Source organism: Streptomyces sp. NPDC001002 (genome assembly GCF_053599215.1).
The window spans coordinates 1-13,814 of record NZ_JBSFLV010000208.1 but is presented as its reverse complement, the minus strand read 5'-3'; the positions used below and the strand labels follow the sequence as shown (position 1 = coordinate 13,814).

The following is a 13,814-nucleotide window of genomic DNA, read 5'->3' as shown; positions in this document are numbered from 1 at the left end:
CGACTTCCCGGACTCGGCGGAAGGGGACGACACCGGCGGAAACACGACACCCGGCCGAACCTCACAGCTGAAGCTTGAAGCCCACGTGCGAGGCCGTGAAGCCGAGCCGCTCATAGAAGCGGTGCGCGTCGGTGCGGGTGACGTCGGAGGTCAGCTGGACCAACTGGCAGTTCCGGCGCCGGGATTCGTCGACCGCCCACTCGATGAGCTGCGTGCCCAGGCCGCTGCCGCGCTCATCGGCATGGATGCGGACGCCCTCGATGATCGACCTCGTGGCGCCCCGGCGTGACAGACCGGGGATGACCGTGAGCTGAAGCGTGCCCACGACCCGGTCCTCACGAACGGCGACGACCAGATGCTGGTTCGGGTCGGCCGCCAGGCGCTCCCAAGCGGCCAGGTACGGAGCTGGATCGTCCGGAGACTCACGCTGGGCGCCGAGCGGGTCGTCGGCGAGCATCGCGACGATCACGGGCACGTCGTCCGCCGTGGCGGGCCGTATCTCAAGATCTCCCATACCCGCAGCCTATGCACAGCGGCCCGCGGTCCGGCTCAGCCGGCGGCCACCGTCAGCGGGGCGAAGCGCCTGGTCCAGTCGCCGGGGAGCTCCGCGATGCCGTAGGTCATGACCGCGTTCTCGGCGACGGAGGCCAGACCGCGTTCCTTCACCCACGCCAGCAGCTCCTCGTGGCGTACGTCGATGTCGGTGCGCAGGGGGCGGTCGGTGCGGGCGGCGAGGGAGGTGAGCAGCGCCTGTGCGGTCTCGGTGTCGTGGGCGATCAGCGGGCCGACGACATGGGTCTCCATGTTGGGCCAGGCCGCCGCGTAGCCGATGAGCCGGCCGTCCCGCTCGGCGACGCGCAACTGGTCCGCGAAGGCGGGGAGGCGGGTGAGGATGTGCGTGCGGTCCAGGCCGAACACCTCCTCGTCCAGCCGGAGGATCGAGGTGAGGTCCTCCGCGGTGGCCGCGCGCGTGACGACCTTCGGTTCCGGTCCGCCGGGCGTGAAGTGCCCGAGAAGCATCTCCGCCCGGCCGATGGCCTTGAAGCCGAGTTCCTCGTAGAGCGGGCGGCCGTAGGGGGTCGCGTGCAGGGTCAGCGGGGTGGTGCCCATCGCCGAGACGAGGTGGCGCATCAGCCGGCGTCCCACGCCCTGACGGGCATGCCGTTCGGCGACCAGCACCATGCCGATGGCTCCCAGACCGGGGCGGTCCTGCGTCCCGTACTCGGTGACGACACAGGCGCTGACGAGACCGCCGTCGGGGTCGTCGATCCCGTAACCCTTCCCGGATGCGAGGAGGAAGCCCCACTTGTGTTCCTCGCGCGGCCACCCCCGGTCCTCGGACAAGTCGGCGCAGGCGGTGAGATCGCGAAGCGTCAGACGGCGGATCGGAAGAGCGGCGAGAGAAGGAGTCGGCACGCAGGTCAGGCTGTCTGACGGGTGGGCTCGTCGTCCACCGCTTTCCGGTTCTTCTCAGGCAGGGACACGAGGTTTTGGCCATGTCGTGGGCGACCGTACACAGAGCCGACAACGGCCGGTGTTTCACGTGAAACACCGCCGCCGAAGAACCGCAGAGTCGCCGGACTAGTCTCGGTGACCATGGCGCGACTTCATCTCTTCGATCTCGACGGCACCTTGCTGTACGGCACCTCGGCGCCCGTGGAGATCTCACGGCAGTTGGGGCTGGAAGCCGAGACGGTGGCTCTGGACAAGGCGATCTCGGCGGGGCTCATCGGTCCGCCGGAGTACGCGGCCAGCGTGCGTGAGCTCTGGACGGATCTCACCGACGCCCACGTGGCGGCGGCCTTCGAACAAGCGCCGTGGCTGGACCGGATCCGGGAGGTCTGGGCGGCGATCCGGCAGGAGGGCGACTACTGCGCCGTCGTCTCCCTGTCCCCGTCCTTCTTCGTGGAACGGCTCACCGGCTGGGGTGCGCACGCGGCGCATGGATCCCTGTTCCCGGCCGTGCCGTTCACCCAGCCCGTGGATCCCGTCGGGTTGCTCAGTGCCGCGGCGAAAGTGGAGATCGCCAGGCGACTGTGTGAGGAGTTCGGAGTGACGTCCGCCGACTGCGTCGCATATGGCGACTCATTCTCGGACAAGGACCTGTTCGGTGCGGTGTCGACTTCCGTGGCGGTCAATGCGGATCTCCACCTGTCCGGTCTCGCGACACACTCGTACATGGGCATGGATCTGTGGGAAGCCTATGAATTGGTGCGCCACGCCCGGTAATTGAAGGAATTGATGCTTCGGCCCCTTCCCATCAGGGTGAGGGAAGGCCGGACTTGTGATCGACGTGACGGCCGGTATGGTCGACTCCGGTTCGCCGGGAGCAAGGGGCGCGGAGAGCGCTGCGGCCAATGTCACACTCTCGGCTTACCAGTCAGTACGGAATGTGAACACGGTTTGAATGTGGCTGTGTTGGCCGTTGGGGGAAACGGGGAGAGCAAGCCGTCTGCGGGGGAAGCAGGCATCTTCCGATCGAGGAGGTGCGCAGACCGACCGAAAGATGTTCGAGGCGAGGCACACCATGGACGCTCCGACCACCACGTCGGGCGACAACGGCACGGCCGGCGGCGGGGCCGGCTGGTTCACGTCGCACACGCAGCCGGAGACCCCCCAGGGCGGTGAGCGCGAGGCCTCCGAGGGCAACCGCCTCGCCGCGATGCGACCGGTGGGCAGGCCCACCGCGGACATCGACCCGGGCCAGCGGCGGGAGCCCGCCGGGCGACCGGTGGCGCCGGCCCCCGCAGCCGACCCGTACGTCCCCGCCCAGCGCTCCACCTCCGCCACCCCGCAGTCCGCCCCCGCCGCCCCGCAGACGGCCGTACCGGCCCGTGCGGAGCAGGCCTCGCCGGACGCCGTCCTCATCCGCCGGACGATGGCGGAGGTCGCGCCGGTCGCCGACAAGGTCACCTCGTACTTCTACGCGCTGCTCTTCGTCCGCCACCCCGACCTCCGGTCGCTGTTCCCGGCGGCGATGGACACCCAGCGGGACCGGCTGCTCAAGGCGCTGCTCACCGCGGCCGAGCACGTCGACAACACCCCCGTCCTCGTCGACTATCTGCAGAATCTCGGCCGGGGCCACCGCAAGTACGGCACCCGCCCCGAGCACTACCCGGCCGTCGGCGAGTGCCTCATCGGCGCGCTGAGCAAGTACGCGTCCGCCGTCTGGCACCCGGAGATGGAGGCCGCCTGGGTCCGGACGTACACGACGATCTCGCAGGTCATGATCGACGCGGCCGCCGCGGACGAACTGCGCGCCCCGGCCTGGTGGTACGCCGAGATCGTCACGCACGACCTCAGGACCCGGGACGTCGCCGTTCTCACGGTCCGCCCCAACCAGCCCTATCCCTTTCTCGCCGGCCAGTACGCGAGCGTGGAGACGCCGTGGTGGCCGCGGATCTGGCGGCACTACTCCTTCGCCTCGGCGCCTCGTCACGACGGTCTGCTGACGTTCCACGTGAAGGCCGTGCCGGCGGGCTGGGTCTCCAACGCGCTCGTGCACCGCTCCCGGCCCGGCGACATCCTCCGCCTCGGCCCGCCGGCCGGCTCGATGACCGTCGACCACACGACCGACAGCGGCCTGCTCTGCCTCGGCGGCGGCACCGGCATCGCACCCATCAGGGCGATGGTCGAGGACGTCGCCGAACACGGCGAACGGCGTCCGGTCGAGGTGTTCTACGGCGCCCGCACCGACCAGGACCTGTACGACATCGACACGATGCTCAGGCTCCAGCAGACCCACCCGTGGCTCACGGTCCGCGCGATCATCGACCAGCAGGCGCATCTCCAACTGCCCGACGCCATCCGCCAGTACGGGCCGTGGAGCGGCTACGACGCCTATCTCTCCGGGCCGCCCGGCATGATCCGCAGCGGAGTGGACGCGCTCAGGAGCGTCGGGATCCCAGCGGAGCGCATACGGCACGACTCGGTGGAGGAACTCGTCGGCGCCGGGGACTGAAGGGGCGCCGGGGACTGACGCAGGCCCGGGGTCAGCCGAGGTCCGGCGCGTGCATCGCGCGTACGCCCTCGATGTTCCCGTCCAGGTAGTGCCGCAGCGACAGCGGCACGAGATGGACGGAGGCGATCCCGACCCGGGTGAACGGCACCCGGACGATCTCGTACTCCCCGGCGGGCTCGTCCACTTCGGGGCCATGGCGCAGGGACGTGTCCATGGACTCCAGGCGGCAGACGAAGAAGTGCTGCACCTTCACGCCGGTCGTGGCGGCGTCCTTGCCGATGTGTTCGACGGTGTCCACGAAGCAGGGCACCACATCGGTGATCTTGGCGCCGAGTTCCTCGTCCACTTCGCGATGGAGGGCTTCGACGACGGTCGTGTCCTCGGACTCGACTCCGCCACCGGGGGTCACCCAGTAGGGATCGACGCCGGGCTTGGTGCGTTTGATCAGGATCAGGTAGTCACCGTCGAGCAGAACGGCACGGGCGGTGCGCTTGACCACGGGTCGGACGGTCATGGGAGAAATGTGGCCCGGCTGGTTCCACGTGAAACATCGCAGGGCGTCACCGGCCGAGCTCCCCGAGTAGTCGCGACAAAAGGCCTGGTCAGCACCAGTCGGCCGCCGACCGCAGCAGCCAGTCGTGCGCACGGGCGATATGTGGCATCGCCAACGTGCCGGTGCGGACCACCAAGAAGTACGTCCGCAGCGGCGGCACCGCGGGCTCGTGCAGGGCCAGGACGTCACCGCGCTCCAGGGCGGCGGCGCACAGATAGCGGGGCAGCACCGCGATTCCCGCGCCCGCGACGGCGCAGGCGAGGACCGCCCGCAGATCGGGCACGATGACCGTGCCCGGAGTGGCCGGACGGGAGTCGAAGACGGCGGCCCAGTAGCGGGAGACGAAGGGCAGCGACTCGTGCACCTCGATCACGGGGACGTTCTCCAGCGCGGGCGCGCTCTTCCGGCGCGGCTTGCCGGGGATCTGCTCGGCCCGGCGCGGGGCGGCGACCAGGACATGCTCCTCGTCGCAGAGCGGAGTCGCCGTGAGCAGCGCGCCCCGGGGACGGGCCGTACTGATGGCCAGATCGTGATGCCCGGCGGCAAGCCCTTCCAGGGTCTCCTCCGCGGTCCCGAACGAGGTGCGCAGCGCGAAGCCCTGGCTGTCCTCGCCGGTCAGCTCGGTGAGGGCGGGCAGCGCGCGCTCGGCGGTGAACTCCGGGGGACCGGCGAGGTGCAGGGTGCGCAGGGAGGAGTCCTCGTCGAGGCCGGTCTCCGTGATCTCCACGAGGGCGTCGAGGTGCGGGGCGGCCTTGTGCGCGAGTTCGTCGCCGATACTCGTCGGCGTCACCCCGCGGGCCTGCCGCAGGAACAGCGGGCGGCCCAACTGCCGCTCCAGCGTGCGGATCTGCGAGGTCACGGCCGGCTGCGACAGGCCGAGCAGCGCGGCGGCCCGAGTGAAGGAGCCGGCCCGGTGCACGGTCACAAAAGTGCGCAGCAAGGCCAGATCCATGGCACGCCCTCCCCTTTCCCTGCCCCACTCCCGGCCCCGGGCAGGGCCCAACTATAAATAAGTCGATAGGTCTCTGTCGCTACTGTGATTGGACACTGACACAGAGTCAACTAGCCTTGGTCGCGCGGTTCTTCGCGCGCGGAACCGGGGACGGTCCGAGCCACGAGGGGGGAGGCTCGGACCGTCCGTTGTGCGTAGAGGGCCGTGGACAGGACCGCCGTAAACCGGTCACCGCGCCGACTCGTCCAGCGCACGGAGCACGTCCGCCACCAGATCCTCGGGATCCTCGGCACCGACCGACAGCCGGACGAACCCCTCCGGCACCGCGTCCCCGCCCCAGCGCCCCCGCCGCTCGGCAGTGGACCGCACCCCGCCGAAACTCGTCGCGTCGTCCACGAGCCGCAGCGCGTCCAGGAAACCGTCGGCACGCGCGCGCGTGGGCAGCGTGAAGGAGACCACACACCCGTAGCGGCGCATCTGCCGCGCGGCCACCTTGTGCGCGGGATCGTCGGGCAGCCCCGGATAGCGCAGCCCGGTCACCTCGGGCCGCTCCCGCAGCGCCTCGGCGACCGTGAGGGCCGTCGCGCACTGCCGGTCGACGCGGAGCTGGAGAGTGGCGATCGAACGGTGGGCGAGCCAGGCCTCCATGGGCCCCGGGATCGCGCCGACGACCTTGCGCCAGCGGCGTACGGCGGTCATCGCCTCGGCGTCGCGGCCGGCGACGTACCCGAGGAGCACGTCGCCGTGCCCGGTGAGCTGTTTGGTGCCGCTGGCCACGGCGAAGTCGGCGCCGAGTTCCAGCGGGCGCTGCCCCAGCGGCGTGGCGAGGGTGTTGTCGACGGCGACCAGGGCGCCACGCGCGTGTGCCGCCTCGACGAGCCGCCGGATGTCGCAGACGTCCAGCCCGGGGTTCGAGGGCGACTCGATCCACAGCAGCTTGGCGCCGTCCAGCACGTCCAGCTGGGCGTCGTCGCCGGTCGGCGCCGTGCGCACCTCGATGCCGTACGCCTCCAACTGCTCGCGCACCAGGGGCAGTACCTGGTAGCCGTCGTTCGGCAGGACGACCGTGTCGCCGGCGCGCAGCTGGGAGAAGAGCACCGACGAGATGGCGGCCATCCCGGAGGCGAAGACGAGCGTCTCGACGTCGTCCTGCCCGGGCGCCTCCAGCTCGCCGATGGCGCGCTCCAGATGCGTCCAGGTCGGGTTCTCGTCCCGGCCGTACTTGTACGGTCCGGTCGCCTCGCCCGGCAGATGGAAGTGGGCGGCGAACACCGGCCCGGGCAGGGTCGGCTCGTGCCTGACCGGCTCGGGCAGCCCCGCCCGCACCGCGCGCGTGCCGTCACCGCCGCCGTGTATCGGCGCTCCCGCAGCGGAATCACTCATGCCGCCCGTCCCTCCACTTGCTCACGTACCGCGGCGAGCAGGCCCTCGCTCGCCGCCTCCACCATCTCAAGGCACTCCTCGAAGCCGTCCAGGCCCCCGTAGTACGGGTCCGGTACATCAAGGTCGTCGCCTGCGGCGGGGTCGTACGAGCGGAGCAGGCGCACCTTCGCCGCGTCCTCCGGGGTGGGTGCGAGGCGGCGCAGGGCCCTGAGGTGGCCGGCGTCGAGGGCGACGACCAGGTCGTGGCGGGCGAACCAGGACGCCTGGAACTGCCGGGCCGTGTGCCCGCCCTCGTAGCCGTGCTCCTCCAGCACGGCGACGGTGCGCGGGTCGGCACCGTCGCCCTCGTGCCAGCCGCCGGTGCCGGCGCTGTCGACCTCGACCTGGTCACCGAGCCCGGCCTCCGCCACGCGGGCGCGGAAGACGGACTCGGCCATCGGGGAACGGCAGATGTTGCCGGTACAGACGAAACAGACGCGGTACGTCATCGCGTGCTCAGTCCCCGTCGGGCAGGACGACGTTGAGCGCCCAGGAGACGATGGAGATGATCAGACCGCCCAGGACGGCTGTCCAGAAGCCCTCCACGTGGAAACTCAGGTCCAGCTTGTCGGCCAGCCACGAGGTGAGCAGCAGCATCAGTGCGTTGACGATCAGCGTGAACAGGCCCAGCGTCAGGATGAACAGCGGGAAGGTCAGCACCTGCAGAATCGGCTTGACCAGGAAGTTCACCACCCCGAAGACCAGGGCGACGAGGAGCAGGGTCCAGACCTTCTTGCCCGTGCTGTCACCGGTCAGGGTGATCTTGTCGAGCAGCCAGACGGCGACCGCCAGGGCGCCCGCGTTGGCGATCGTCTTGACTACGAAATTCTTCATGTGTCTGATCGTGGCAGACGAGATCGGAAACGAGCAGTGGGACGAGGGCGACAAGGGCCATGAAGGCATTCCGGTTGGACGAACTGGAGGCGGAACGCGCCGCCAACGACGGTGCCTACCTGCAGTTTCTGCGCGAACGGAACATGTCGGTCGGCCTCTATGCGCTCGACGCGGGCAGCCAGGACCCGCAGCAGCCGCACAAGCAGGACGAGGTGTACTTCGTGGTCAGCGGCCGGGCCGCGATCACGGTCGGCATGGAGACCACCCAGGTGGCACGCGGCAGCGTCGTGTACGTGCCCGCGGGGGTGGCCCACAAGTTCCACCACATCAGCGAGGATCTGCGGGTCCTCGTGGTGTTCTCTCCGCCCGAGAGCTGAGGCCGCGCCTCGGGGTTCCCTAGGGGATCGATCAGGGGAGGACAAGGGATGCCGGGCCCCCGCCGGGGCCCCTGTCGGCCCTAGCATCGATTGCAGGACAACTGGCAGGACAACAGAAGGATCCGGCGTCACAAGCCCGGGTCATCGACGGACCCGGCACCAGCGACGGGCGGAGAGGTAAGGACGACAGCTATGGGAGAGATCTTCTCGACACTGCCCTGGTGGGTGAAGTGGATCGCGGTGCCGGTCATCGCCCTGGTCGTGTTCGGCGGACTGATAGCGACCGTGGTCGGCTTCGTCATCGGACTGCTCTTCAAGGCACTGGTCTTCGTGGCCCTGGTCGGCGGACTGATCTACGTCGTACGGAAGTTCACGTCGAGCTCCTCGTCGCGCAGCGACTGGTGAGGCACGTGGGACACCGGTGATCGGTAACAGGAATCACCGGTTCCCTCGCGCGAGGGAAGTTTTCCGGCGGGCCGTCCGCGCGCGGTGACGGACGGTTAGAGTCCGGAATTCGACGCGGGGACGACCCCGCGAGCGGCGTACACCCCCACCCGTGTTCCCCCGCACGGGCTGCCCCCTCGCGCTCCGGGAGTGACCCTTGGCCACGGCAGGCACCGGCACCGCAACCACCGCCCCCCACGCACCCCCAGCCACACCCCCGACGGCGACCCCGCCGTCGGAACGCCCGATCCCGATCCCGATCCGCCCACCCGAGCAGCCGGGCCCGTCGAGCCAGGAATGCGCGCCGATGCCTCCGGCGGTCGAACAGGAGACAGCGCATCCGGTGTCCCGGCACGGAAGTCCTTCGGGACCTCAGCGCGTGGAGTCCCCGGGATCCGAGCTCGCCGGTCCTGCGGGGCCCGGGCATGCCAGCCCTCCGGGATCTGGGTACGCCAGGCTTCTAGGACCTGGGCGCGGGGGGCCTCGGGAATCTGAGCCCGTCAGTCCTCCGGGATCCGGGCACGACAGGCATCTGGGACCTGAGCGCGTGGGGTCTCCGGAATCCGGGCTCGCCAGTCCTCCGGGACCCAGGCATACAGGGTCCGTGGAATCCGGGCACGAGCCCACGGCGCCGCCAGGCTCCGCGCACGGGCCCACGGCGCCCCCAGCCCCCCATGCACACCCCCAAGCCGCCGCCACCCTCATCGGATCCGTCCAGCGGGCGATGCGGCTGCTGGAATGCGTCGCGGACCACCCGCACGGAGCCCCCGCCAAGCAACTGGCCCGAGAGACCTTCCTGGCGCTCCCGACGGCGTATCACCTGCTGCGCACCCTCGTGCACGAGGGCTATCTGCGTCGGGACAAGGGGTTGTTCTTCCTCGGCGACGCGGCCGAGCGGCTGAGCAGCAGCGCGGCCCAGCAGAAACGTCGCAGCACGATGGTCGACGCGCTGGCCCACTGGCGGGACACGATCGGCGTGCCCGTGTACTACGCCGTGTACCGGGACGGCGAGATCGAGGTCGTGTGCGTCTCCGACACTCCGGGCAATCCGGCGGTCGAGGAGTGGGCCGACTTCCGCGAGACCGCGCACGCGCACGCGATCGGGCAGTGCCTGCTGTCCCAACTGGACGAGGACGCCCGCCGCGACCACCTCGGGCGCTACCCCGTGCAGTCGATCACCCCGTACACCGTGCGTGACGACCACACCCTGCTGAGGCGGCTCGAACGGACCCGGCGGATGGAACCGGTAGTCGAGCGGCAGGAGTACGCGCTGGGCACGGTCTGCGCGGCGATCCCCATCACCGTGGGCACGACGGCGGCCACGATGGCCATTTCTCTCCCCTCGCACCAGGCCGATCGACTGGCGGCCGCGACACGGCAACTGCAGAGCGAGGTAGGGCGGTTGCTGGGGTCACTGGCGATCTCTATCAGTATCTGAAAACTCACTCCTTGTGATCTGTCGCCTACTTTAAGCAAGATGCCAGCAGCGTCAGAGGGATCATTCCTGGCCAATCAGTGGCATATGACGGGGTAGTGACGGGGTAGGCGATGCGCGAGTCCGTACAGGCAGAGGTCATGATGAGCTTCCTCGTCTCCGAGGAGCTCTCCTTCCGTATCCCGGTGGAGCTGAGTTACGAATCCTGTGATCCCTATGCCGTGCGGCTGACCTTCCATCTGCCGGGCGACGCCCCGGTGACGTGGGCCTTCGGCCGCGAGCTGCTGATCGACGGGGTGGGCCGGCCGACCGGAGAGGGTGACGTACGGGTCTCGCCCGCCGACCCCGACTCCCTCGGTGAGCTGCTGATCCGGCTTCAGGTCGGCGGCGACCACGCGCTGTTCCGGTCGTCGACGGCGCCGGTCATCGCCTTCCTCGACCGCACCGACAAGCTGGTGCCGCTCGGCCAGGAGGGTTCGCTCGCCGACTTCGACGCCCATCTCGACGAGGCGCTGGACCGGATCCTGGCGGAGGAGCAGAGCGCGGGCTGATCATGTCTCGGTGTGCGTTCGGACAGTCCGGCGCTACGAGGCTGTGCAGTAACGCTTCTTCTCTGCCTGTCTACGAGGGTGACGCTTCCCGACCGCTCAGCGCTTGCGGCGCCGTCCGTGTCCCGTGCGGGTCTGGATGGGAGCGGTGTCGGTGGTCGCCGGATTCGGGGCGGAGGCCGGACCGCCGCTCGGGCCCGTGGGCACCGCCGTGGCCGTCACCGCGGCCTTCTCCGCCGTCGGGCGGTCCGCCGAGACCACCAGGGCCGCCAGGAGCGTGGTGACCGGCACAGAGGCGACCAGGCCGATCGAGCCGACCAGGGTCCGCACGATCTCCTCCGCCACCAACTCGCTGTTGGCGACCGCCCCGACGCTGCTCTGCGCGATCGAGAAGAGCAGCAGCAGCGGCAGCGCGGCGCCCGCGTAGGCGAGGACGAGCGTGTTGACCACGGACGCGATGTGGTCGCGGCCGATGCGGATGCCCGCGCGGTACAGCCCGCGCCAGCCCATCGAGGGGTTGGCCTCGTGCAGCTCCCAGACCGCCGAGGTCTGGGTGACCGTCACGTCGTCGAGGACACCGAGCGAGCCGATGATGACGCCCGCGAGCAGCAGACCGCTCATGTCGATCGACGGATACAGGCCATGGATCAGCCCGGTGTTGTCGTCGGTGTTGCCCGTGAGCGCGGCCCAGCCGATGAACTGCGAGCCCAGCACGCCGATCAGCACCAGGGAGATCAGCGTGCCCAGTACCGCCACGGATGTCCGGGCGGACAGGCCGTGGCACATGTACAGGGCGATCAGCATGATGGCGCTGGACCCGATCACCGCCACGAGCAGCGGGTTCGAGCCCTGGAGGATCGCGGGCAGGATGAAGAAGTTCAGGATCATGAAGCTGATCGCCAGCGCGACCAGGGCCATGATGCCGCGGAGTCGGCCCACCACCACGACGGCGAGCGCGAAGATGCCGGCGAGCACGCCCATCGGGATCCGGCGGTTCACATCGGTGACCGAGTACTGCAGGTCCTTGGGTGCCGAGGGCTCGTAGGCGACGACGACCTTCTCGCCCTTGTGCAACTGCCGTGACTGGTCCGGCTGCACGATCTCGGTGAACGTACGGCCCTTGTCCTTGCCGGTGTCGACGCGGATGGTCGCCTTCTTGCAGGTGCCGTTCTCCTCCTGCTGGGCGGAGCTGCCCTCGGCGGTGGAGGTGTCACCGGTCGACGAACCGGACGAGGCGTTCACCGACTTGCAGCTCAGGCTCTGGATCTTGGTGACCGTCGCCTGCTGGGTCTGCCGGTCGAAGCCGACGCCGGTGCGCTCGTGCGCCGGGGCACCGCCGGGCCACAGCACCACGAGCCCGACCACCACGGCCGCGGTGAACGGGATCAGGATCGCGGCGATGACCTTGCGCAGGTGCTTGGAGACTGGGGCCGCGGGGCCGTGACTGTGCCCGTGACCACCGCCGGACCCGGACCCGGAGCCGTGCCCGTGTCCCTCGCCGGGATCGGGCCCATGCCCGTGTCCATCACTTGGACCCTGGCCCTGGCCCTGGGTGTGACCGTGACCGTGGTCGTCCCCGCCGCCATGACCGTGCCCGTGGCCGTGCCCGCCGTCCGAAGGGGGTCTCTGATCGCGCCCGCCTCCCGGGGAGGGCTGCTGGCCGCGCCCGCCTCCAGAGGAGGGCCGCTGACCGCGCCCGTCACCCGAGTTGGGCCCCTGACCAGGCCTCCCGCCGAAGTCGCCACCGGCACCTTCACCGAACCCGCCACCGGAATCGCCGTCGAAACCACCGCCGTATCCACGGCCGTTGGAGCCGCCGTCACCCCTGCCACCGCTGCCGTACCCACGGCCGTCGGCGCCCTCGCCGTACCCCCGCCCGGGGGTACGCCCGGGGCCATGACCGGGGCCCGGGCCGCGGCGCGGGTCCGGTGGCGGGTATGGAGGCTGATTCGTGGTGGTCACCGCCCGATCATCGCAAGAACGAAAGAGGCCCTCTGTTCACCGCGCCCGAATTGACGCTAGCGTGGAGGCACCTTTGCACACGCGGGAGCTCGGAGCACCGGGCTGAGAGGGCGCTGACCTCCGTCCCAGCGATGTTTCACGTGGAACGTCGATCGACGAAATTCGAGTCGAGTGATGTTCCACACGAAACGTCGACAGACGGAAGCCGCTGCGTCGACCGCTGAACCTGTTACCGGGTAATGCCGGCGTAGGGAGTAGGTCTCATGACCATCAAGGACGCACGCACGCCTGTCTCCAGCCAGGACGAACCGCCCGTCGAGGGCCAAAAGTCCACGGAGACCGGGAAGTCCATCGGCTGGCACAAGGGGTATGTCGAGGGCTCGCGCCCCGATCTGCGCGTGCCGGTCCGTCAGGTGCACCTCACCAACGGGCAGTCGGTCACGCTGTACGACACCTCCGGCCCGTACACCGATCCGTTCGTCGACACCGACGTCCGGCGGGGACTGGCGCCACTGCGGGAGAACTGGGTCATCGCGCGCGGCGACACCGAGGAGTACGCGGGTCGTCCCGTCCGCCCCGAGGACGACGGGATCAAGCACACCGCACCGCGCGGCGGTCTGCGCAACCTCGACGCGGTCTTCCCCGGACGACCGCGCCAGCCGCGCCGCAGCCGTGACGGCAGCGCGGTCACCCAACTCGCCTACGCGCGACGGGGCGAGATCACACCGGAGATGGAGTACGTGGCCATCCGGGAGAAGGTCGAGCCCGAGGTGGTCCGCGAGGAGATCGCGGCGGGCCGCGCGGTGCTGCCGGCCAACGTCAACCACCCGGAGATCGAGCCGATGATCATCGGCAAGCGGTTCCTGGTGAAGGTCAACGCCAACATCGGCAACTCCGCGGTCACTTCCTCCACCGAGGAGGAGGTCGAGAAGATGACCTGGGCGACCCGCTGGGGCGCCGACACGGTCATGGACCTGTCCACCGGCCGCAACATCCACACCACCCGCGAGTGGGTGCTGCGCAACTCCCCCGTCCCCATCGGCACCGTGCCGCTCTATCAGGCGCTGGAGAAGGTCGACGGCCGGGCCGAGGAGCTGACCTGGGAGATCTACAAGGACACGGTCGTCGAACAGGCCGAGCAGGGCGTGGACTACATGACGGTCCACGCGGGCGTACGCCTCCCGTACGTCCCGCTGACCGCCAACCGCAAGACCGGCATCGTCTCGCGCGGCGGCTCCGACGGACTGCCCTTCAACACCCGCTTCGGCGACGGCGATCCGATCGGCGAGGACGTGGTGCGGCAGATCAACGAGGCCTACGCGGCGC

The 13,814-nt window shown here is 69.8% G+C and carries 15 protein-coding genes; 7 read left to right on the top strand and 8 right to left on the bottom strand.

Annotated elements, in window-relative coordinates; genetic code table 11:
* Positions 1–61 precede the first annotated feature (61 nt).
* Entirely contained in the window at positions 62–514 is a 453-nt protein-coding gene (locus ACWDR3_RS44360) for an N-acetyltransferase family protein (RefSeq protein WP_450358382.1), read from the bottom strand.
* Between the two features lie 35 nt (positions 515–549).
* Positions 550–1,416 (bottom strand): GNAT family N-acetyltransferase, encoded by an 867-nt coding sequence (locus ACWDR3_RS44355; protein ID WP_450358381.1) that lies wholly within the window; start codon positions 1,414–1,416, stop codon positions 550–552.
* 180 nt (positions 1,417–1,596) lie between these two features.
* On the opposite strand from ACWDR3_RS44355, the gene ACWDR3_RS44350 reads away from it, so the two are divergent.
* On the top strand, positions 1,597–2,229 hold the full coding sequence (locus ACWDR3_RS44350; protein WP_450358380.1) for an HAD family hydrolase: 633 nt from the start codon (positions 1,597–1,599) through the stop codon (positions 2,227–2,229).
* A 298-nt stretch (positions 2,230–2,527) separates the two neighbouring features.
* Positions 2,528–3,961 carry a globin domain-containing protein gene (locus tag ACWDR3_RS44345; RefSeq protein ID WP_450358379.1) on the top strand — a complete coding sequence of 478 codons (1,434 nt, stop codon included), beginning with the start codon at positions 2,528–2,530 and terminating at the stop codon, positions 3,959–3,961.
* A gap of 31 nt (positions 3,962–3,992) precedes the next feature.
* Here the strand turns inward: ACWDR3_RS44345 and ACWDR3_RS44340 are convergent, their stop codons facing one another.
* From ACWDR3_RS44340 to ACWDR3_RS44320, 5 genes are all read right to left on the bottom strand, one after another.
* Positions 3,993–4,475, bottom strand: a complete 483-nt coding sequence (locus tag ACWDR3_RS44340) for an NUDIX domain-containing protein (RefSeq protein WP_450358378.1) — start codon at positions 4,473–4,475, stop codon at positions 3,993–3,995.
* An 88-nt stretch (positions 4,476–4,563) separates the two neighbouring features.
* On the bottom strand, positions 4,564–5,466 hold the full coding sequence (locus tag ACWDR3_RS44335; RefSeq protein ID WP_450358377.1) for a LysR family transcriptional regulator: 903 nt from the start codon (positions 5,464–5,466) through the stop codon (positions 4,564–4,566).
* 228 nt (positions 5,467–5,694) lie between these two features.
* Positions 5,695–6,849: a cystathionine gamma-lyase gene (locus ACWDR3_RS44330; RefSeq protein ID WP_450358376.1), complete on the bottom strand. Its 1,155-nt coding sequence runs from the start codon at positions 6,847–6,849 to the stop codon at positions 5,695–5,697.
* Positions 6,846–7,337 carry a low molecular weight protein-tyrosine-phosphatase gene (locus ACWDR3_RS44325; RefSeq protein ID WP_450358375.1) on the bottom strand — a complete coding sequence of 164 codons (492 nt, stop codon included), beginning with the start codon at positions 7,335–7,337 and terminating at the stop codon, positions 6,846–6,848. Before ACWDR3_RS44325 ends, ACWDR3_RS44330 begins: the two co-directional genes overlap by 4 nt.
* Positions 7,338–7,344: 7 nt before the next feature.
* Positions 7,345–7,722, bottom strand: a complete 378-nt coding sequence (locus tag ACWDR3_RS44320) for a phage holin family protein (protein WP_450358374.1) — start codon at positions 7,720–7,722, stop codon at positions 7,345–7,347.
* Between the two features lie 59 nt (positions 7,723–7,781).
* On the opposite strand from ACWDR3_RS44320, the gene ACWDR3_RS44315 reads away from it, so the two are divergent.
* The 4 genes from ACWDR3_RS44315 (at position 7,782) to ACWDR3_RS44300 (ending at position 10,529) form a co-directional block, all read left to right on the top strand.
* Positions 7,782–8,099, top strand: coding sequence for a cupin domain-containing protein (locus ACWDR3_RS44315; RefSeq protein ID WP_450358373.1), 318 nt, complete (start codon positions 7,782–7,784; stop codon positions 8,097–8,099).
* A 192-nt stretch (positions 8,100–8,291) separates the two neighbouring features.
* Positions 8,292–8,504 carry a DUF5326 family protein gene (locus ACWDR3_RS44310; RefSeq protein ID WP_123999010.1) on the top strand — a complete coding sequence of 71 codons (213 nt, stop codon included), beginning with the start codon at positions 8,292–8,294 and terminating at the stop codon, positions 8,502–8,504.
* A gap of 643 nt (positions 8,505–9,147) precedes the next feature.
* A complete protein-coding gene (locus ACWDR3_RS44305) occupies positions 9,148–9,981 on the top strand; it encodes an IclR family transcriptional regulator (protein WP_450358372.1) in 834 nt (277 codons plus the stop codon).
* A gap of 110 nt (positions 9,982–10,091) precedes the next feature.
* Positions 10,092–10,529 carry an SsgA family sporulation/cell division regulator gene (locus ACWDR3_RS44300; RefSeq protein WP_123999012.1) on the top strand — a complete coding sequence of 146 codons (438 nt, stop codon included), beginning with the start codon at positions 10,092–10,094 and terminating at the stop codon, positions 10,527–10,529.
* A gap of 96 nt (positions 10,530–10,625) precedes the next feature.
* Here the strand turns inward: ACWDR3_RS44300 and ACWDR3_RS44295 are convergent, their stop codons facing one another.
* Positions 10,626–12,488, bottom strand: a complete 1,863-nt coding sequence (locus ACWDR3_RS44295) for a YibE/F family protein (RefSeq protein ID WP_450358371.1) — start codon at positions 12,486–12,488, stop codon at positions 10,626–10,628.
* Between the two features lie 263 nt (positions 12,489–12,751).
* Here ACWDR3_RS44295 and ACWDR3_RS44290 point away from each other — a divergent pair.
* Positions 12,752–13,814 (top strand): phosphomethylpyrimidine synthase ThiC (locus tag ACWDR3_RS44290; RefSeq protein WP_450358370.1); only part of this gene is annotated, 1,063 nt, incomplete at its 3' end.